The sequence below is a fragment of the Bradyrhizobium sp. CCBAU 11357 genome, assembly GCF_028128865.1.
Classification (GTDB): Bacteria; Pseudomonadota; Alphaproteobacteria; order Rhizobiales; family Xanthobacteraceae; genus Bradyrhizobium.
This window is the reverse complement of record NZ_LBJW01000113.1, coordinates 79855-99290: the sequence shown is the minus strand read 5'-3', so window position 1 is coordinate 99290 and position 19436 is coordinate 79855. Positions and strand designations below refer to the sequence as shown.

Annotated in this window: 22 protein-coding genes; 5 read left to right on the top strand and 17 right to left on the bottom strand. The window is 65.0% G+C overall.

Going from position 1 to position 19436, the window contains the following annotated elements:
- Positions 1 to 73: 73 nt before the first annotated feature.
- Positions 74 to 724, top strand: coding sequence for an aspartate/glutamate racemase family protein (locus tag XI05_RS36385; protein ID WP_271510744.1), 651 nt, complete (start codon positions 74 to 76; stop codon positions 722 to 724).
- Between the two features lie 95 nt (positions 725 to 819).
- On the opposite strand, the gene XI05_RS36380 is transcribed toward XI05_RS36385, so the two are convergent.
- Positions 820 to 1467 carry a TetR/AcrR family transcriptional regulator gene (locus XI05_RS36380; protein ID WP_271510741.1) on the bottom strand — a complete coding sequence of 216 codons (648 nt, stop codon included), beginning with the start codon at positions 1465 to 1467 and terminating at the stop codon, positions 820 to 822.
- 139 nt (positions 1468 to 1606) lie between these two features.
- Between XI05_RS36380 and XI05_RS36375 the strand changes: the two genes are divergently transcribed.
- The 4 genes from XI05_RS36375 (at position 1607) to XI05_RS36360 (ending at position 5095) form a co-directional block, all read left to right on the top strand.
- Positions 1607 to 1816 carry a ferredoxin gene (locus XI05_RS36375; protein ID WP_018648108.1) on the top strand — a complete coding sequence of 70 codons (210 nt, stop codon included), beginning with the start codon at positions 1607 to 1609 and terminating at the stop codon, positions 1814 to 1816.
- A gap of 57 nt (positions 1817 to 1873) precedes the next feature.
- Positions 1874 to 3097 carry a cytochrome P450 gene (locus XI05_RS36370; protein ID WP_271510739.1) on the top strand — a complete coding sequence of 408 codons (1224 nt, stop codon included), beginning with the start codon at positions 1874 to 1876 and terminating at the stop codon, positions 3095 to 3097.
- 89 nt (positions 3098 to 3186) lie between these two features.
- Complete coding sequence (locus tag XI05_RS36365; RefSeq protein WP_271511920.1) at positions 3187 to 3846, top strand: sulfite oxidase-like oxidoreductase; 660 nt, start codon at positions 3187 to 3189, stop codon at positions 3844 to 3846.
- A 25-nt stretch (positions 3847 to 3871) separates the two neighbouring features.
- Positions 3872 to 5095: a bifunctional alpha/beta hydrolase/OsmC family protein gene (locus tag XI05_RS36360; RefSeq protein WP_271510737.1), complete on the top strand. Its 1224-nt coding sequence runs from the start codon at positions 3872 to 3874 to the stop codon at positions 5093 to 5095.
- A gap of 1 nt (position 5096) precedes the next feature.
- Here XI05_RS36360 and XI05_RS36355 read toward each other — a convergent pair whose 3' ends face one another.
- The 16 genes from XI05_RS36355 to XI05_RS36280 form a co-directional block, all read right to left on the bottom strand.
- The gene (locus XI05_RS36355) at positions 5097 to 6173 is read right to left on the bottom strand and encodes a YeeE/YedE family protein (protein ID WP_271510734.1); all 1077 of its coding nucleotides are present in this window, start codon (positions 6171 to 6173) and stop codon (positions 5097 to 5099) included.
- A 115-nt stretch (positions 6174 to 6288) separates the two neighbouring features.
- Positions 6289 to 7290: a quinone oxidoreductase family protein gene (locus XI05_RS36350; RefSeq protein ID WP_271510731.1), complete on the bottom strand. Its 1002-nt coding sequence runs from the start codon at positions 7288 to 7290 to the stop codon at positions 6289 to 6291.
- Positions 7291 to 7354: 64 nt separating this feature from the next.
- Positions 7355 to 8686 (bottom strand): phenylacetate--CoA ligase PaaK, encoded by a 1332-nt coding sequence (gene paaK / locus XI05_RS36345; protein WP_271510729.1) that lies wholly within the window; start codon positions 8684 to 8686, stop codon positions 7355 to 7357.
- A gap of 40 nt (positions 8687 to 8726) precedes the next feature.
- A complete protein-coding gene (paaI, locus tag XI05_RS36340) occupies positions 8727 to 9176 on the bottom strand; it encodes a hydroxyphenylacetyl-CoA thioesterase PaaI (protein WP_271510727.1) in 450 nt (149 codons plus the stop codon).
- A 51-nt stretch (positions 9177 to 9227) separates the two neighbouring features.
- A complete protein-coding gene (gene paaE, locus XI05_RS36335) occupies positions 9228 to 10310 on the bottom strand; it encodes a 1,2-phenylacetyl-CoA epoxidase subunit PaaE (RefSeq protein ID WP_271510725.1) in 1083 nt (360 codons plus the stop codon).
- 136 nt (positions 10311 to 10446) lie between these two features.
- Positions 10447 to 10950: a 1,2-phenylacetyl-CoA epoxidase subunit PaaD gene (gene paaD / locus XI05_RS36330; RefSeq protein WP_271510723.1), complete on the bottom strand. Its 504-nt coding sequence runs from the start codon at positions 10948 to 10950 to the stop codon at positions 10447 to 10449.
- Positions 10944 to 11720 (bottom strand): 1,2-phenylacetyl-CoA epoxidase subunit PaaC, encoded by a 777-nt coding sequence (paaC, locus tag XI05_RS36325; RefSeq protein ID WP_271510719.1) that lies wholly within the window; start codon positions 11718 to 11720, stop codon positions 10944 to 10946. The genes paaD and paaC overlap by 7 nt, the downstream gene beginning before the upstream one ends.
- Positions 11720 to 12007 (bottom strand): 1,2-phenylacetyl-CoA epoxidase subunit PaaB, encoded by a 288-nt coding sequence (paaB, locus tag XI05_RS36320; RefSeq protein ID WP_015687593.1) that lies wholly within the window; start codon positions 12005 to 12007, stop codon positions 11720 to 11722. The genes paaC and paaB overlap by 1 nt, the downstream gene beginning before the upstream one ends.
- A 9-nt stretch (positions 12008 to 12016) precedes the next feature.
- Positions 12017 to 13009 (bottom strand): 1,2-phenylacetyl-CoA epoxidase subunit PaaA, encoded by a 993-nt coding sequence (gene paaA, locus XI05_RS36315; protein ID WP_271510716.1) that lies wholly within the window; start codon positions 13007 to 13009, stop codon positions 12017 to 12019.
- Between the two features lie 76 nt (positions 13010 to 13085).
- Positions 13086 to 13952, bottom strand: a complete 867-nt coding sequence (paaX, locus tag XI05_RS36310) for a phenylacetic acid degradation operon negative regulatory protein PaaX (RefSeq protein WP_271510713.1) — start codon at positions 13950 to 13952, stop codon at positions 13086 to 13088.
- Positions 13953 to 14153: 201 nt separating this feature from the next.
- A complete protein-coding gene (locus tag XI05_RS36305) occupies positions 14154 to 14924 on the bottom strand; it encodes an esterase/lipase family protein (RefSeq protein WP_271510710.1) in 771 nt (256 codons plus the stop codon).
- A gap of 202 nt (positions 14925 to 15126) precedes the next feature.
- Positions 15127 to 16413 carry a DUF445 domain-containing protein gene (locus tag XI05_RS36300; protein WP_271510707.1) on the bottom strand — a complete coding sequence of 429 codons (1287 nt, stop codon included), beginning with the start codon at positions 16411 to 16413 and terminating at the stop codon, positions 15127 to 15129.
- A gap of 199 nt (positions 16414 to 16612) precedes the next feature.
- Complete coding sequence (locus XI05_RS36295) at positions 16613 to 17068, bottom strand: phasin (RefSeq protein ID WP_036043136.1); 456 nt, start codon at positions 17066 to 17068, stop codon at positions 16613 to 16615.
- A gap of 215 nt (positions 17069 to 17283) precedes the next feature.
- Entirely contained in the window at positions 17284 to 17877 is a 594-nt protein-coding gene (locus XI05_RS36290) for a GNAT family N-acetyltransferase (RefSeq protein WP_271510704.1), read from the bottom strand.
- Complete coding sequence (locus XI05_RS36285) at positions 17874 to 18956, bottom strand: PHA/PHB synthase family protein (protein ID WP_271510701.1); 1083 nt, start codon at positions 18954 to 18956, stop codon at positions 17874 to 17876. The genes XI05_RS36290 and XI05_RS36285 overlap by 4 nt, the downstream gene beginning before the upstream one ends.
- Positions 18953 to 19333 (bottom strand): hypothetical protein, encoded by a 381-nt coding sequence (locus XI05_RS36280; protein WP_212254843.1) that lies wholly within the window; start codon positions 19331 to 19333, stop codon positions 18953 to 18955. The genes XI05_RS36285 and XI05_RS36280 overlap by 4 nt, the downstream gene beginning before the upstream one ends.
- Positions 19334 to 19436: the final 103 nt, after the last annotated feature.

Below are 19436 nucleotides of genomic sequence, written 5' to 3'. Positions count from 1 at the left end.
CCCCGCTCTGCAGCTCAATACTGCGCATTGCGCTGCGTCCGGGGCACGAGACCTCCCAAGGTAGTCACCTTCCATGACGACGTCCCCTCGCATCGCCCTGATCCACGCCCTCAAGCATTCCATCGCCCCGATCGAGGCGGCGTTTGCGCAGGCCTGGCCCGAGGCGCGGCTGATGAACCTGCTCGACGACAGCCTGTCTGCAGACCTGGCGCGCGACGGCACGCTCACTGATGCCATGACCGAACGCTTCCTGGCGCTCGGCGATTACGCGGCGGCGACGGGAGCGGATGGCATCCTGTTCACCTGCTCCGCCTTCGGCCCTTGCATCGAGGCCGTCGCGCGCGCGCATGCGCCGATGCCGGTGCTGAAGCCGAACGAGGCCATGATCGAGAGGGCGGTGACCATGGGCCAGCGCATCGGCCTGCTCTCGACCTTTCCGCCGACGCTGGCATCGATGCCGCCCGAATTTCCCGCTTCGGTCGAGGTCGTGCCGAAACTTGCCGAAGGCGCACTGGCCGCGCTCGACCGCGGCGACCGCGCCACGCATGACCGGCTGATCGCTGACGCCTCAAGGAGCTTGCGCGATTGCGACGTCATCGCGCTGGCGCAATTCAGCATCGCCGCGACCGCGCCGCTGGTCGCGGAGGCCACGGGCCGCCCCGTCGTGACCACGCCGAACAGCGCAGTCGAGAAGCTGATGAGGCTGTTGAAGGCGAAGCCCTAAAGCGCGATGCGATTGGGATGGATCGTCATCGCGCTTTAGGTTATGCTTGAGCATATCTTTTCGGAAAACCGCTACACACTTTTCCGGATCATGCCCTAAGCGCCGGCCTTGGTCCGACGCCGTGCATCCTTGATCGCGACCGCAAGCGCAGCCTTGGTCTCGTTGACGAAATCTTCGACCAGCTCCTCGCGCGTGGCGTGCGCCGCCTCGCCGGTGAACAGGCCCTGCTCGGCCAGCATCACCACCCCGTGCAGCGCCGCCCAGATCTTCAGCGCCTGCCGCTCGCGCAAATAACCCACGGCGGGCGCTTCCAAAGCTTCGATGACGAGCGCAAAGGTCTCCCGCGTCGCTGCGTGCAACTCGCTGCCCTTGGCCGCGCAGGACACCGTGCGTGAGGCGAACATCAAGCGGTAAATGCCATTCCGGCGCAGACCGAAATCGAGCGTCGCCTGTGCGAGCCGCGAGAGCTTCGATTGCTTCGACGGCTTTGCCATCGCTTCGCGCAACAGCGCTGAGAGCTGCCGGAATGCTTCCGCGGTGACGGCGGCGAGCAGCGCCTCGCGGTCGGCAAAATGCCGGTACGGCGCCGGCTGCGAGACGCCGAGCTTCTTGGCAAGCGCCTTGATGCTGATCGCCTCGGCGCCGCCCTGCTCCGCCTCGTGCAGCGCGGCCTCGATCAACGCATCGCGGAGATCGCCATGGTGGTAGGTCTTCTCGGGCTTGCGGGCTGGTCGTGAACGCATGTCGGGGCGGAGCCTATAAGTTTGCGCTTGACAGGGGAAGCCCGCCGCGAATGTAATAGCATATAACTTAAACAAAGCCGGGATGAGGAAACGCGCCGCCCTTCGGGCCCTCGCGCGCACACGACCAAGGAAGCCGAAAATGGCAGAGCGACTGAAGGTTCACGTCGATCCGGACAAATGCCAGGGCCATGCCCGCTGCAAGGCGCTCGCGCCGGAGCTTTTCGAGCTCGACGAATACGGCAACGCGCACGAAGCCGGTGACGGCACCGTCCCGCCGGGGCTCGAGGACAAGGCCTGGCTTGCGAAGTCCAACTGTCCGGAAATCGCAATCGATGTGATCGAGGAATAACGCGGCCGCGGCCGCCCCGCGTGCTTTCAGCGAACACGAGCCAAGGGATTCCCTGCCATGTCCGATGTCGACCAGCCCGCCGCCCATCCGCCCGTGACCGACTGGGTCCATGATTTCGACCACACCGATCCGCAATGGACGGAGGACCCCTTCCCGATCTGGGACGAGCTGCGAGCCGCAAGCCCCGTGGTGCACACGAAACGCTTCCTCGGCTGCTACCTTCCGACGACCTATGAGGCCGTGCGCGAGATCGCCAACGACTCCGAGCACTTCTCCTCACGCCGCATCATCGTCCGTGACGTGCGGCCGGAAATCACCAGCCGGAACGCGGCCCCGCCGATCACCTCCGATCCGCCCGAGCACAAGCCGGCCAAGCAATTGTTGCTGCCACCCTTCACGCCGGATGCGATGAAGAAGCTCGAGCCGCGGGTCCGCGCCATCTGCAACGAGCTGATCGACGACTTCATCGCCGAGCGGCGAGTGGACGCTGCGGCGCGCTACACCAAGCACATTCCGGTTCGGGCGATCGCGCACATGCTCGGCATTCCCGAGAGCGACAGCGACCTTTTCATCAATTGGATCCACATGATCCTCGAGCTCGGCATCAGGGACGAGAGCAAGCTGCTCCAGGCCGTGCAGGAGATGACGGCCTATTTCGGCGGCCACATCGAAGCGCGCAGGAACGAGCCCACCGACGACCTGATCTCCTACCTGATGAACGCCAGGGACAAGAACGGCAATCCGCTCGAGGACAGCCATGTGATGGGCTCGCTGCGCCTGCTGCTGATCGCCGGCATCGACACCACCTGGAGCGCGATCGGCTCCTCGCTCTGGCATCTTGCGAAGACGCCGGCCGACCGCGAGCGGCTGATCGCCGAGCCCGGGCTGATCCCGACCGCCGTGGAGGAGCTGCTGCGCGCCTATTCACCGGTGACGATGGCGCGCGAGGTGGTCAAGGAGACCACGGTGTCCGGCTGTCCGGTCAAGCCGGGCAACATGGTGCTGCTGTCGTTCCCGGCAGCCAACCGCGACCCCAAGATGTTTCCGGACGCTGACAAAGTCGTGATCGATCGGCGTGAGAATCGCCACGCCGCCTTCGGCCTCGGCATCCACCGCTGTGTCGGTTCCAACCTCGCGCGCATGGAAATGCAGGTGGCGCTGGAGGAATGGCTGAAGCGGATTCCCGACTTCCGGCTCGATCCGGCAGGCACCGTGACCTGGTCACAGGGAACGGTGCGAGGCCCGCGCCAGTTGCCATTTTTGCTCGGAAAGGCGATGTAAAGCCTTCCCGAAGCGAAGGAAGCGGACAGGCCTGTCATGGCATGCGCGACACCAAGCACGCCTCCGCCATGCATCGCCACGAGCTGGCCATGACCGACGAGACGCCATCCGACAGCAAGCTGACGCGCACCAAGGAGAAATGGGCGCGCGAGGGCCGCTTTCTCACCGGTAAGATCACACGGCCGGAGGATCAACGGCTTCCACCCGGGCAGCACCTCACCAAGGACTGGCCGGTGCTCGATCTCGGGGTCACCCCGCCGGTCTCGCGCGAGCGCTGGCGGCTCGACGTCTATGGCGCGGTCGAGGTGCCCGTGTTCTGGAGCTTTGCCGAGTTCGCCGCGCAGAAGCAGTCCCGGTTCACCTCGGACATCCATTGCGTCACGACCTGGTCGCGCTATGACAACGAGTGGGAAGGGCTCGCCACGCGTGAGCTGCTGGCGGCCTGCCAGCCGCGCGAGGATGCCCGCTTCGTCGTGCTGCATTCCTACGACGGTTACACCACCAACCTCGCGCTGGAGGATTTTGCCGCCGAGGACGCGCTGCTCGCCCACAGCTGGTCCGGCCAGCCGCTGACGGAGGAGCATGGTGGCCCGGTGCGGCTGGTGGTGCCGCACCTCTATTTCTGGAAGAGCGCGAAATGGCTCCAGGCCATCGAATTCCTGACCGAGGACGCGCCGGGCTTCTGGGAAGTCCGCGGCTACCATAACCGCGGCGATCCCTGGGCCGAGCAGCGCTATTCGGGCGATTAAATTCGAGCAAGAACGGGGGAAGCCCATGCCGACGGAACGCTTTCAATTCACTGGCGAAGGCGGCCATCAGCTCGCGGCCGCGCTGGAGCTGCCCGACGGCGAGCCCGCGGCTTTCGCGCTGTTCGCGCACTGCTTCACCTGCGGCAAGGACACACTGGCGGCCAAGCGGATTTCCGTGGCTCTGGCGGCCAGGGGCATCGCGGTGCTGCGCTTCGACTTCACCGGGCTCGGCTCCAGCGAAGGCGATTTCGCCAATTCGACGTTCTCCTCCAACGTCGCCGATCTCTTGCGCGCGGCCGATCATTTGCGTGACACCCGCAAAGCACCCTCGATCCTGATCGGCCATAGCCTCGGTGGCGCCGCGATCCTCGCCGCCGCCGAAAAAATTCCCGAGGCAAGAGCGGTGGCCACCATCGCGGCGCCCTCGGATCCCGCCCACGTCACCGGGCTGTTCAGGGAGCATCTCGACGACATCCGCGCGCAGGGCGAGGTCGAAGTCTCGCTCGCGGGACGGCCGTTCCGGATCAAGCGCGAATTCCTCGACGACATCGCCGAGCACGCGCTGATGAAGGACGTCACCGGCCTGCACAAGGCGCTGCTGGTGATGCATTCGCCTGTCGACGACACCGTCGGCATCGACAACGCGACGAAGATCTTCGTTGCGGCAAGACACCCCAAGAGCTTCGTCTCGCTCGACCATGCCGATCATCTTCTGACCAAGCCTGCCGACGCGCTCTATGCGGCCGACGTGATCGTGGCCTGGGCGAGCCGTTATGTCGATGCAGCGAAGCCCGCGAAGGCGATGGATCTACCGGAGGAGCCGCGGAAGGTCGTGGTGCAGGAGACCCGCAAGAGCAAGTTCAACCAGGCCATCACGGTCGGCCCACATCATCTGGTGGCTGACGAGCCGCTCGCGGCCGGCGGCGCCGATGCCGGACCCGGCCCGTACGATTTCCTGCTCGCCGGCTTGGGTGCCTGCACCTCCATGACCATGCGCCTTTATGCCGACCGCAAGTCGCTGCCGCTCGACCGCGTCACGGTTACGCTGAAGCATTCCAAGATCTACGCCAAGGATTGTGCGGAATGCGAAACCCGCGAGGGCATGCTCGACCAGATCGAGCGCGACATCGCGATCGACGGCGCGCTCGATGCCGAGCAGCGCAAGAAGCTGATGGAGATCGCGGACAAGTGCCCGGTGCACCGCACCCTGACATCGGAGATCCGCATCGTGACGAAGGCGGTGGAGTAGCTCAAGCGGCCCGCGAGTCGGCTTCGGCGGCCTGGAGCGGTTGAACCCGCAGCGCACCGCGCAGCCCTGCCGCGGTGCCGAGCAGGATGCCGGCAACCGCGACGAACGAGCCGAGCGCGAGCGTAGATACGCCCGTGAGGCCCTGCCCGATCGAGCAGCCGAATGCCATCACGCCGCCGATGCCCATCAGCGCAGCACCGGTCGCTGAGCGCAGCATGTGGCGTGGCGACGAATAGCCCTCGAGCTTGAAGCGGCGAGTTGCGACTGCCGTCACCAGACTGCCGGTGAAGACGCCGGCCACCGTCGCGATGCCGAAGTTGAGCGTCAGCCCGGTCGAGAGCATGGCGTATTGTAGGCTATCGGCGATCGGCGCGATGAAGGTGAGCGAAGTCACAGGGACCGGATTGAAGTCGTCGGCGCCGAGATAGCCGGTGACCAACCAGCCACCGGCGACGAGGAGGCCCACGATGATGCCCGCTGCGATCTGGCCGGGCGAGCGGCGGAACGCCGGATGCGCGAAAGCAAACAGGATCAACGCGAGGATTGTCGCGGCTGCGGCGAGCGCGCGCGAAAGCGATTCCGTGAAGCCGTGCGTCGTCAGCAACGACGGCAGCGAATTCACGGCGGCCGTGGTTTGCGTCGCCTGGACCAGCGCGATACGCCCCGGCGCGATCAAGCCCTTCAGCGTCATCTGCGCGGCGATCGCCAGCACGATCACGACCACGAAAGAGCGGAGATTGCCGCGGCCGAGCAGCACCAGCGCCCGCGAGCCGCAGCCGTTCGACAGCACCATGCCGTAACCGAACAGCAGGCCGCCGAGGAACAGCACCGCCGGCGAAAACGACGGCTGCAGATAGATCGACTTGCCGAGATCGACCGTGCCGCTGCCGGCAAGGAGCTGGCTGGCGGCGATCGCAACCGCAATCGCCAGCGCATAGCTCCGCACCAGTCGCCCATCACCCTCCGCGAGCCACCCGCGCATGCTGCTCATCAGGCAGAAGCCGCTGAGCAGGCCGACAGCGCCGTAGACGAGGCCGATGACGAGACCCGCGAGGATGACGAGTTGCGTGGATTCCATCGGTTGTTCTCAGACCTCTCGCCCTTCTCCGTCATTGCGAGCGCAGCGAAGCAATCCAGTCGGTCTCCGCGGATCCATTTCTGGATTGCTTCGCTGCGCTCGCAATGACGGTGGATTACGGCTTCAGTATCACCCTGTCGCGCGAAGAACCGGCGACGGCGACGTACGCCTCCTTCGCGCGCTCCAGCGGATAGATCGCGTTCGCCTTGATCGGAAACGGCTTCAGATGGCCGCTCGCAAAGCCCGGCCCAAGGTCGCGCAGCACCGCGCCCGTTGCGGCCGAGGATAGACCCAGCGTGTCGATGCCGACATAGGTGTGCTGGCCCCGATAGAACTCGAGGATGTTGAACTGCACGATGCGATCGATCGCGGCGATCAGGATCTGGCGGCCGCGAAGCGCAAGCGACTTGTGCGCGGCCTGAAAATAGGGATCGCCGACCGTGTTGAAGACGATGTCGGCGCCCTTGCCGCCGGTCAATTCGCGCACGCGCGCGGCGACGTCGGTGGCGGATGCGTCGATCACCTCGATGGGCGCTTTGGCGTGGCCCTCATAGGCTTCCGCCTTGCGCACCACGCCGATCACGCGCGCGCCCTGCCAGGTCGCGATCTGTACGGCGGCCTGGCCGACCTTGCCGTTGACGCCGAACACCAGGACGGTCTCGCCGCTCTTCGGCACGCCGGCGCGGCGAAAACCTTCCATCGCGGTAACGAAGGGCACGCCGATGCCGGCGGCCTCCTCCCAGGACACCGTCTTCGGCTTCTCCACGACCGCATCGGCTTCGACCACGAGATGGCTCGCATGGGTGCCGTCGCGGCGGATGCCGAGATCGCCGGAGGAGCCGAACACTTCGCGCTCCATTGTGCCCGTGGGCCCGTCGATCACCACGCCGGCATAGTCGCGGCCAGGGGTCCGCGGGAACACGGCATAGGGCATCAGCCCGGTCGCAGCCTTGACGTCGGACGGATTGACGGCGGCGGCCTTCACCTCGATCAGCAGATCGTTCGGCCCGCGCGCGAGCATCCGGCGCTCGACGATTGGCGCAAGCGCAGCGGGATTTTCAGCTTTGGCGCTGAGGCGCACGCAGCGCGCTTCGACGGTTTTGACATCGGCTGACATGAAAAGACCCGCGATTTCTCGCGGGCCTTGTCGCCTCTGGGGCGGGTCGAGTCAATCCGTCCCGTCAGTCCTTCGGACGCTTGTCGAAGAGCCGCTTGGCCTTGCCGAGCGAGCGCTCCAGCGTCGCGGGCGCAACCACCTGCACCCTGGAGCTGACGCCGATCGTGTTCTTGAGGTGGGTCGAAATCCGGTCCGCATGATCGAGGAGCCCGCGGCCGTCCCAGCTCTCGGGCCGCGCCTCCGCGATGATGGTCAGCTCGTCCATGCGGCCCTCGCGGGTGAGTTCCAGGATGAAGTGGCCGCCGCACCAGTCGGTCGCGAGCAGCACCTCCTCGATCTGGGTCGGGAACAGGTTGACACCGCGCAGGATGATCATGTCATCCGAGCGGCCCGTCACCTTCTCCATGCGCCGCATGCCCGGCCGTGCCGTGCCCGGCAGCAGCCGCGTCAGGTCGCGGGTGCGATAGCGGATCACCGGAAAGGCTTCCTTGGTGAGCGAGGTGAAGACCAACTCGCCCTTCTCGCCGTCGGGCAGCACCGCGCCGGTCTCGGGGTCGATCACTTCCGGGTAGAAATGATCCTCCCAGATGTGCAGGCCGTCTTTGGTCTCGATGCACTCCTGCGCGACGCCGGGGCCGATCACCTCGGACAGGCCGTAGATGTCGGTGGCGTCCATGTCGAAAGCGTCCTCGATCTCGGCGCGCATCGCGTTGGTCCAGGGCTCGGCGCCGAAGATGCCGATCTTGAGCGAGCACTGGCGCGGATCCAGCTTCTGGCGCTTGAACTCGTCGAGGATCGCGAGCATGTAGCTCGGCGTTACCGTGATGATGTCGGGCCGGAAATCGTTGATGAGCTGCACCTGCCGCTCGGTCATGCCACCGGAAATCGGCACCACCGTGCAGCCGAGCTTCTCAGCGCCGTAATGCACGCCGAGACCGCCGGTGAAGAGGCCATAGCCGTAGGCATTGTGGATGATCATGCCGGTGCGGCCGCCAGCGGCGCGGATCGAGCGCGCCATCACCTCGGACCAGGTGTCGATGTCGCGTTGCGTATAGCCCACCACGATCGGCTTGCCGGTCGTGCCCGATGAGGCATGCACCCGCACCAACTTCTCGCGCGGCACGGCGAACATGTTGAAGGGATAATTGTCGCGCAGATCCGTCTTCACCGTGAACGGAAATTTGGCAAGATCGGACAACTCGCGAAAGTCGGACGGATGCACGCCCGCCTTGTCGAAGACTTTACGATAATGCGCGACATTGTCGTAAGCGTGCTTCAGCGACCAGGCCAGCCGCTGCTTCTGCAGCGCCATGATCTCGTCGCGCGAGGCGCGCTCGTGCGCGTCCATCTCGGCGCTATAGGTGCTGGCACCTTCCTTGTGCCTCGTCAGAGCCATCCTCGTTTCCCCACATTGTTTGTTCTTTTCTTCGTTGGTCTTATTGATCTTGCGCCGGCAGCCATTTGCCGGGAATGACGCGCGAATGACCGCGGAATTCGGCGATGACGACCTCGCCCGCCGTGACACGCACGTCGTAGATGCCGGAACGGCCGCCGCGGGTGATTTCCCGCGCCTTGGCGATGAGACGATCCCCAAGCTTGCCCGGCTTGATGAAGGTGATCTGCCCCTGCGCGGCGACCACGCGCTCATTGTGCGAGTTGCAGGCGAACGCGAAGGCGGAATCGGCGAGCGTGAAGATGAAGCCGCCATGGGCAATGCGCTGGCCGTTGACCATGTCCGGCCGCACCATCATTGCGAGCGTCGCAAAGCCCGGGCCGATCTCGACGATCTCCATGCCGAGACCCTTGGAAGCATCGTCCTCGGCCCACATCGCATCGGCGCAGGCGCGGGCGATATCCTCAGGCGACAGGGCGGCTTTGACGTTCACGCGCTTCTCCCGGCTGTTTGCACGCAATGTTCTGCTGGTTGGACAACACTGTCAAACATGGTCGTAATCGACGACGACCCGCTCCGTGGATGGCTTGGCCTGGCAGGTGAGAACAAAACCGGCCTTCAGCTCCCACGGTTCCAGCGAATAGTTGATGTCCATCGGCGCCTCACCCTCGACCAGCTTGGCGCGGCAGGTCGAGCACATGCCGCCCTTGCAGGCGAAGGGCAGATCGACGCCGGCGCGCAGCGCAGCATCGAGGATCGCCTCGTCCTCGGCGACCGGCACGTCGCGGCGCTTGCCATCGATGATCAACGAGGCGATCGCCTTCGGCGGCGCGTCGGGCGCAACCGCCTTTCTCGGCCGCGGCTTGCCGCCGAATTCGGACACGAAGCGCTCGACATGGATACGCTCGTCGGCGATGCCGAGATCACGGCAGGTCGCCTCGATGTCCTCGCTCATGCCAAGGGGACCGCAGATGAAGACATGATCGACGCTTCCCGCCGGCACCAGCGAGCGGAGCAGCACCCTCACCTTCTCGCCGTCGAGTCGGCCATGCAGGATTGGGATGTCCTGCTCCTCGCCGGAGATGACGTGAAAGATCGAGAGACGATCGATGAAGCGGTCCTTGAGTTCCTCGAGCGCTTCGAGGAACATGATGTTGTCGGTGGTGCGGTTGCCGTAGAACAGAAAGAAGCGGCTGCCCGGCTCGCGCGCCAGCACGCCCTTGACGATCGACAGGATCGGCGTGATGCCGGAGCCGGCAGCGAAACCGACATGAACGCGCGCCCGATCTGCCGGCGGGACCACGCCGAAACGGCCGGTCGGCGTCATCACGTCGAGCTCGTCGCCGCATTTGAGATCGTCGGCTGCCCAGCTCGAAAACGCGCCGCCATCGACCTTCTTCACGGCGATGCGGATCTCGCCGTCATCGGGACCGGAACAGATCGAATAGGAGCGGCGCACCTCTTCGCCGTCGAGCATGGTGCGCAGCGTCAGGTACTGGCCGGGCGTGAAGGCGTAATCGCCGGCGAGTTCGCCCGGGATTGCGAAGGTCATCGACACGGCGTCCGTGGCCTCGCGGCGGAGGTCGCTGACGGCGAGGCGATGGAAGCGCGGTGCGGCTGCGGACATCACGGGCACCCTCGTTCGGTCTCTAAGTCGTCATTGCGAGCGAAGCGAAGCAATCCAGAGTCTTTCCGCGGAAGCAGTCTGGATTGCTTCGTCGCAAGAGCTCCTCGCAATGACGGCGGGGCGGGCATCGTGAGCCTCAATGACACTTGAAATAGTCGAAGGGTTCGCGGCAGGCCTTGCAGCGCCAGAGCGCCTTGCAGGAGGTCGAGCCGAACTCGGACAGCAGCTCGGTCTTGTCCGAGCCGCATTGCGGGCACGCCACCGTCTGCGCGCCGAACAGCGCGCGGCGCGAGCTCGAGGCTTGCGGCGGCGCGATGCCGTAGGCGCGCAGCTTCTCGCGCCCCTCCTCGCTCATCCAGTCCGTGGTCCAGGCCGGCGACAGCACGGTTCGTACCTTTGGATGATGGAAACCGGCGCGCTCCAGCGCAACCTCGATTTCGAGCGCGATCATGTTCATGGCCGGGCAGCCTGAATAAGTCGGTGTGATCGCGACCTCGACATGATCACCGTCGAGAACGACGTCGCGGAGAACGCCGAGATCGGCGATGGTCAACACCGGGATTTCGGGATCGACCACGCTAGCCGCAGCGTTCCAGGCACGCTGGCGCAGCTCGCCATCACGCTCCAGCACCGTCACCATGTCAGCCCCGGAAACGTTCGCTGCATCGATTGCAGCTCCGACAGGAGATGGCCGAGATGCTCGCTGTGGCGGCCGGAGCGGCCGCCCTGCTGCATCCAATCGTTCTGCGGCAGCGCGAGCGTTGCTTCGCGGGTGACATCGGTGAGCGTCGTCAACCAGCGCCCGCGCAAGCTCCCGGGATCGACAGCAATGCCGGCATCGATCAGGGCGCGCTCGCCGTCATCGACGGCAAACATCTCGCCGGTAAAAGCCCAGAGATGTTCGATGGCTCCTTGCCCGCGTCGATGGCTCTCGTCAGTGCCGTCGCCGAGCCGGATGATCCATTCCGAGGCATGGCGCAGATGGTAGGCACTCTCCTTCTCCGATTTCGCTGCGATCGCCGCCAGCGTCGCATCGCGCGAGCTCATCATCGCGCGCCAATAGAGATCGGCGAAGGCGGAATAGAAGAATTGCCGCACCAGGGTCTGGGCAAAGTCGCCGTTGGGCTGCTCGACCAGGAGCAGATTGCGGTACTGCCGCACGTCGCGCAAGTAAGCGAGCTTGTCCTCGTCGTTATCCCTGCCTTCGACCTTGGCGGCAAAGCTGTAGAGCTCCCGCGCCTGACCAATGAGGTCCAGCGCGATGTTGGAGAGCGCCATGTCCTCTTCCAGCATCGGCGCGTGCCCGCACCATTCCGACAGCCTGTGACCGAGGATCAGCGCATCGTCGGCGCGGCGCAGCACGTAGAGCACCAGCGGCGTTTCCGAGACCTGAATGTTGGCGACCGCCATCACATGTGCCCCACTTCTTCCGGCACTTCGTAGAACGTCGGGTGCCGGTAGATCTTGGATTCCGCCGGCTCGAACATCATGCCCTTCTCCGCGGGATCGCTCGCGGTGATCGCGCTCGAGGGCACGACCCAGATCGACAGGCCCTCGCCGCGGCGGGTGTAGATATCGCGGGCGGCCTGCAGCGCCATCGTCGCATCGCTCGCGTGCAGCGATCCCACATGCTTGTGCGCGAGCCCGTTGCGGCTGCGAATGAAGACTTCCCACAGCGGCGTGTTCGGCGTGGCCATATCGATCTCCTATTCGGCAGCTTGGGCGGTCCGACGCCGGGCGCGCTTGGCGGCATGGCTAGCTGCCGCCTCGCGCACCCAGGCGCCCTCCTCATGCGCCTTGCGGCGCGCGGCGATGCGGTCGCGGTTGCAGGGGCCGTTGCCGGCGAGCACCTGCTTGAATTCGGTCCAGTCGATCTCGCTGTAGCGCCAGTGCCCGTCGGCGTCCTGCGTCATGCCGGGATCGGGAATGGTGAGGCCGAGATATTGCGCCTGCGGCACGGTGGCGTCGACGAACTTCTGGCGCAGCTCGTCATTGGAGAAGCGCTTGATCTTCCACTTCGTCGAGGTGTCGCTGTGCTGGCTCGTCGCATCCGGGGGACCGAACATCATCAGCACCGGCCACCACCAGCGGTCCAATGCGTCTTGCGCCATCGCCTTCTGCTCGTCCGAGCCGCGGCACAGCGTCACCATGATCTCGTAACCCTGGCGCTGGTGGAACGATTCCTCCTTGCAGACGCGGATCATCGCACGCGCATAGGGTCCGTAGGAACAGCGGCACAGCGGGATCTGGTTCATGATCGCGGCGCCGTCGACCAGCCAGCCGATCGTGCCGATGTCCGCCCAAGTCAGCGTCGGATAGTTGAAGATCGAGGAGTACTTTGCTTTCCCCGCGAGCATAGCGTCGACCAGCGCCTCACGCGAGGAGCCGAGCGTCTCGGCGGCGGCGTAGAGATAGAGGCCGTGGCCGCATTCATCCTGCACCTTGGCGAGCAGCGCGGCCTTGCGGCGCAAGGTCGGCGCGCGCGTGATCCAGTTGCCTTCGGGCAGCATGCCGACGATTTCGGAATGGGCGTGCTGGGAGATCTGGCGGGTGAGCGTCTTGCGATAAGCCGCCGGCATCCAGTCGTTCGGCTCGATGCGCTCCTCGGCATCGATGCGGGCCTGGAATTGCGCAGCCTTGCCGGCGTCCTCCAGATCGCGGTCAGCGGTCTCGGCCGTGTTCAGCGCCTGGGTGTACATGCGCATCCTCCCGTTTTATTGGGAGATAATATATAACAAGATTTACGTCATGCAAGATATTTCTGTAACATAACGCTCAGGCGCCGAACCTCCGTTCCAGCAGCTTTCGCGCCGCCGGCAACGCCCCTTTTTCATTGGTTCCATGGCCGTCGAGCCATTGTTCGGACGGAGCAAGCAGCGCACGGTAGATCGCGCCGCAGAGTTCGCGGGCAGCCCTGCCCGGCCAATCCGGCGGCAGCAGGCTGTCGGGCAGCAGCGGATCGCGCAGCACGACGCGGCGGTAATAGTGGATCAAGAGGATCCGCGCGGTGAAGGCGTCGGCGTCGGACAAATCGGTGCCGCGCGCAATCGCGGCGCGCAGCGGCTCGAAGGTCTTCATGAATTTCAGGTAGGCATCGGCGGTGCGATCGAGCGGCCAGCTCGCGCTGAGCAGACGGCGGCCGCTGTCATCCTCCGCGGAGACCTCGAGGCGGATCGCGCCCGCTGCCTCCTCCGGCATCGGCACACCTGACGGCGCCACCCACACGCCCGGCAGCGGGCTGCCGAAGCCAGCATTGCGCAGCGCTTCGCGCGAGGCGTCGCGGTCCTCGCCATTGCCGATCAGTAGCAGCTCGAAGCGCCCGCTCCAGTCGGACGGCGGCGGATCGTAGATGTGGCGCGTCGCGGCCTCGAACGTCTGGCGGCCCTTGTCCGCCAGGCGATAGAAACTGTTGCGGCCGACCTTCTCGCGCGCCAGCCAGCCGTCGGCCGCAAGCCGCGACATCGCGGTGCGCACCACGCCGCTGTCGATATCCAGGCTTTCGAAGAATTCCAGCAGCGTGCCGAGCCACACCGAACCACCGCGCGGCACGATGGCGTCGCCGAATACGGTGATGACGATCGAGCCGGTGCGCGAGGGCTCGCGCTTGAGCTGGTCGATGATGCGGGAGAGCGGATGCGCCATGCGGCAGGCATAGCGCGTTTGGTGCGGCTGCGACAATGGAGGGAGGCGACCATCGAAGCAGGGGCCGGGCTCGATCTCTTCGAGACGGCGCTTCGCGCCTCCTCAGGATGAGGTCTGTCTGTCTTTGCGCGGCATCACTTGTTTCGACCCTCATGGTGAGGAGCGCGGCAAAGCCGCGCGTCTCGAACCATGCAGGCCCGACTATCGATGCGGGTCGGGATAGGCCAGGCTGCGCCAGCCGCTGCGATCGAACGGGCGCCACTGGCCTTCCTTCTGCGCGAGGCGATCGGCCACCGCATAGACGGCGGCGGGATGATGGCCCATGCCGCAATGGCTGCTTTCGACCTCGATGCTCTCGGTCTGTGCGCCCGACTTCTCCATGCAGCCCTGCCAGGCGCAGACGCCGTCGGAGCGGCTGAAGATGGCGGTGGTCGGCACCGGCGGCGGCACGGCGAGCTCGCCGCCAAAGCGCGGATCGACCTCGTCGGCCTTGCGTCCGCTCGCCCATTCATAGACGCGCCAGGCGTTGGTCGAGCGCGGATCGCCGGCAAAGGGGCTGCCGAGCGTGATCACCTGGCGCACACGCTCCGGCATCATCTTGGCGAGCTGGCGCGCGTAGAGGCCGCCAAGGCTCCAGCCGACCAGGCTGATCTTGCGGCCGTGCCTGTCGCTGAACTCATGAACCAGATCGACCATGGCGTCCTGAACGCCCTCGCGCAGACCATAGTTGCGCCCCTGACGCCAGCCGCTGACCGCATATCCCTTGCTGGTCAGAAACGCGCGTAGCGCGCGTGTCGAGACATCGGAAGCCACGAGGCCGGGCAGCACCAGCACCGGATGCCCGTCGCCGCGCGGCGCGAGGCTCAACAGCGGCAGCGCGCCGAGGAATGCGCCGAACTCGTGTATCGCGCGCCCCTCCAGAAACATCAAGGTGCGGGACGGCGGGCGCAGCATCTGGGCAGTTGCGGTCATCAATGTTTCCCCTGGGAAGAATTCCTGGAAAGGCCGCCGGCGCTGGGACCGGCAAATCGGCATGAATTCCAATGCACCGGCTTCTTGATCGTTCCGCAGCGCAACATGAATCAGCTAGGCGGCCGGTTCCCGATATTCAAGCGGGAGAGATGCGAGGCGACAATAGGCCCGCGCGTTAAAGCTAACGGCCGTGACGCAAAAGTCACAACAATCGGAGCAGGGATTCTACGGTGTAGAGCACGAGCCCGGCGAGCCCACCAATCAACGAGCCATTGAAGCGGATGTATTGCAGGTCGCGGCCGATGTTGATCTCGATCAGCGAAATCAGCTGCGCCATATTCCACGCCTTGACCTGATCGGAGATGAAGGTCGAGACGCCGCTCTTCTGGTCCGCGACGAAGCTGCGCAGCACGGTCACGAGACCCTTGTTGATCTCGCCGCGCAGCTCGGCATCGCTGGCGAGCGCCTCGCCAGCCGAGACGAACATCCCGGCGAGGTGATGTTGCAGCACCTGCGTCTCGCCGCTCGCGCTGCGCTCGATGAAGGAGCGCGTATTGGCCCAGACGGTGCGCGCGAGATCGGCAAGCTCCGGCCGCGCCAGCAGATCGCGCTTCAGGCCGTCTATGCGGTCGATATAGGCCTGGTCGGTGCCGAGCCGGTCGACGAAACTCAGCACCATGCGGTCGAACTCGCCGCGGAACGGATGCTTGGGATCGCTACGCACCTCATTGAAGAACGCGGTGGCGGAGGCCACGATCTTGTTCACCAGAAACTTGTCGGCGCGATAGAGCTTGAGCAGGGTCGGCAATTCCGCGCGCACCTTCTCGCGGATCATCGCCATCGTCTCTGTCTGGTTCAAGGTCTCGTGCATCACGCGCAGGAGATCGTCGAACAGGATCTGGTGCCGTCCCTCCGCGACGAAGCCGCGCAGCGTGCCGGCCGCGAGCGGAGCAAGGTCGATCGCCTGGAGCTGCGAGGACATGCGGCGGACGATGAAGGTCATCAAGCCGGAGCTTTCGGTTGCGGACACGGCTTCCGGCAACAGGCGCAGCGCAAAGCGCGCGAGGTCATCGCTGCGCTTGCGGTCGCGCAGCCAGTCGGCGACGAAGGAACCGAAATCGATCTCCTTCAGCTTGGCCTCGACGGGACCGGCCTCGAGGAAATGCACCTGGATGAATTCGCCGAGCTTGTCGGCGATGCGGGCCTGGTTGCTCTGGATGATTGCGGTGTGCGGGATCGGCAGGCCGAGCGGCCGCTTGAACAGCGCCACCACGGCATACCAATCGGCGAGCCCGCCGATGGTCGCGGCTTCGGCGAAGGCGGCAATGAAGCCGAACACGGGATGCACGGGCAGCAGCCACTTTGCGAGGACAAACAGCGCCAGCGTCGAGGCCAGCACCAATGTCGCCAGCGCCTTGACGCGGCGGAGCTCAGCCGCGCGTTCAGCATCGCCGGGGGCGTCGAAGGAGAAGGTGACAGACGAGTCCATGACTGCATCACAGTACTCGTCATTGCGAGCGAAGCGAAGCAATCCAGTCTGCCTCCGTGGAAAGGCTCTGGATTGCTTCGTCGCATCAGCGCAAAATTGCTACGCAATTTTGTCGCGAGCTCCTCGCAATGACGGCGTCGCAGAAAAACAAAGGCCCGCCGAAGCGGGCCTCAAATTCAGTTTGTGCTCAGGCGCCAGATCAGGCGGTCTTGCTGTAGACCTTGGCAAAGTTGTCCTGAGCGGACTTCGCACCGTTGGCGGCGAGCTTGCCGAGATAGTCGGCGGTCGCCTTGGCGCGCGAGACGAACACTTCGCCGCGGGAGCGGAGCAGGCTCGACTGGATCTCGACGGCTTCGCTGACCGACTTGGCGGACGCGAGCTTGTCGATGCCCGAGAAGAACGCCTCGGCGTCCTCGTAGATCGCCTGCTGGATGTTGCGGCTGATCTTGCCGGCTTCAGTGACGGACTCAGTCACCGCGTTCTCGACAGCGGCGGTCACGCGCTCGGAGCCAGCGAACACCTCGGCAGCACGGTCCTTGGCGGTGTTGGCGGTCTTCTTGACGAATTCGCGGGCGGCCTCGGGAACTTCCAGATTCTGGATGTTCTTGAAAGCGTCCTTGAAGCCCTCGAAAGCAGTGTTGGTTTCAGTGGTCATGGGGTTCTCTCCATCCTCAATGGTCTGAGCTATGGGCTCACCCCGTCCGCATTGGCCCGGGGCACGGCTTATATGGCACGGTTAATTGTGCGGCGCAATATTCGTGTTGCACCGCGATATCACGAAATCGTGAAGAGCGTTATCGGGAGGCATCGTGATGCCTCGGTAGCCATGGAGGCTGAGGATAGGATCGATCCGGCCCTAATGCCGGACGGCTAGTGCTGGACGGCGCCGGGCAGCCCATAGGCCTCCATCTGTGCCTGCACCTGCGAAATGTTATGGCCGAGCACAACGATGTCGTGGGTCTTGCCCCCAACGTCCCGGACATGATCGCGCAGCAGGGCCTCGGCCTTGAAGCCGAGGCTCTCGAACAGGGCGATCGCCGCCTGCTGGTCGACCGTCATCTGAACCGAGAGCTTTTCCAGGCCCGCCCCGAGCGCGAGGGCAAAGGTCTCCTGCGACAGCGCCTTGCCCACGCCCTTGCCGCGGACATCGGGCGACACCACCATGCGGATCTCACCGACATGGGGCGACCAGGAATGGGGATCGCGCACCAGCGTGCCGCAGCCGACGACCCTGCCCTCTCTGACCGCGAGCAGGCTCTGAATCGCGCCCCGCTCGATCTCCTTGACCCAGGCCGACAGCACCTTCGGTTCGCTGATGTTGCGCGGCAGGAACAACAGGTCGTGGGTCGGCAGGGCCTTGCCAAAGACCAGCACCGCGGCTTCGTCGGCGGGCGACATCAGGCGGATCTCGATAGCGCCGGCGTCGGTCTTGACGTGGCGCGGATAGGAACGCTGCTCGCTCATATCGATCTCTTTCCCAGCCAGGAATCCAGTTTCGGCCACAGCCGCTTCACCGCGTTGGCGCCGGCGACGAGCGAGACGTGACCGCCCTTCAGGATCACCTCTTCCTTGTCAGTCGAGCCGATCTTGGCGATCAGGTGTTTTGCGGCGTCATAGGGCACGATGTGGTCGTGCTCGGCGACCGCATGCAGGATCGGCACCTTGATGTCTTCGAGCTTGGCCGCACGGCCGCCGACCGACATGGTGTCGTTGAACAGCTTGTTGTCCCACATCAGGTCCTTGGTGATGGTGCGGAAATATTCGCCGGCCAGCGGCAGCGTGTCGGTCGCCCAGCGGTCGAACATGCGGTACGACTTCACGAACTCGTCGTTCCAGATGTTTTCCCAGAGCTGGATCTGGCTCACCGTGCGCGAGGCCGGGCGCAGCATCTCGAACGAGGACAGGATCATCTCCGGCGGCACGTTGCCGACGCTGTCGACCAGGTGGTCGACGTCGAAATAGCGGCGGTCGGAGAAATTCGAGAACAGCTTCATCTCGCGGAAGTCGATCGGCGTGGTGAAGCAGATCAGGTTCTTCATCGGCCCGTCCTGGTGGATCGAGCCGTAGAGCAGCGACAGCACGCCGCCAAAGCAATAGCCGACGACGGAGACGTCCTGCTCGCCGGAATCGGCCTGCACGCGGCGGACGCAGTCGGGGATGAAGTCGAGGACATAGTCCTCCATGCGCAGGCTCTTCTCCTCCGGCCGCGGCGCGCTCCAGTCCAGCATGTAGACGTCGTAGCCACGCCTCAGCAGGAATTCGATGAAGCTCTGGCCGGGCACGAGATCGAGGATGTAGCCGCGGTTGGTCGTGGCCATCACGATCAGCACCGGCACGCGGTAGATCTCGTCCGTCATCGGCCGGTAGTGATAGAGGTTCATGGTGCCGCGCGAGTGCAGCACGTCCTTTGGCGTCGAGCCGAGCGCGGGGCCTGAGGTCGAGAAATATTCGACGCCCTTGATGCTGCGCTGAATCGCGCGCTGCACCTCGGACTGGATGCGCTCCGGGATCGACGCAATATCAAGTCCCGCCGGCGCGTTCATTTTTGGTCTCCGCCTTCGGACGGCGGACGTTTGGTGCGCGGCGGCCGCGGTGCGGCGCCGGGTTGCTGCGCGCCCGAATTGGCCGACATCTGGCTCAGCATCGACTTGATCTCGCCGAGCTGGCCCTCGATCGACTGGAGCCGCTCCGCGATGCCGGTCATCTGCTCGCGGCTCGGCAGGTTCATCGAGAGCAGGTATCTCTCCATGAGATCGCCGAACTGCTTCTGAGCACCTGCAGCAACGCCGCCGGCGCGGTTCATGGCCTGCGAGAATTCGGGCGTCTCCATCGCCTTGGTCGCGAAGGAGTTGAAACCCTTCTCCATTTCGCCAACCATCTTCTGCCACAAGGCGACCGGATCGGTGATCTTGTCGGTCATCAGCGTCCTCCCAATGCGGAGGGCTTTGCACCCTTCTTGTCCCGCCATACCACACCGTTGCGCGGTGCCGGTCAACCGGCAAGCAGCAGGCGCGGCGTCGGAC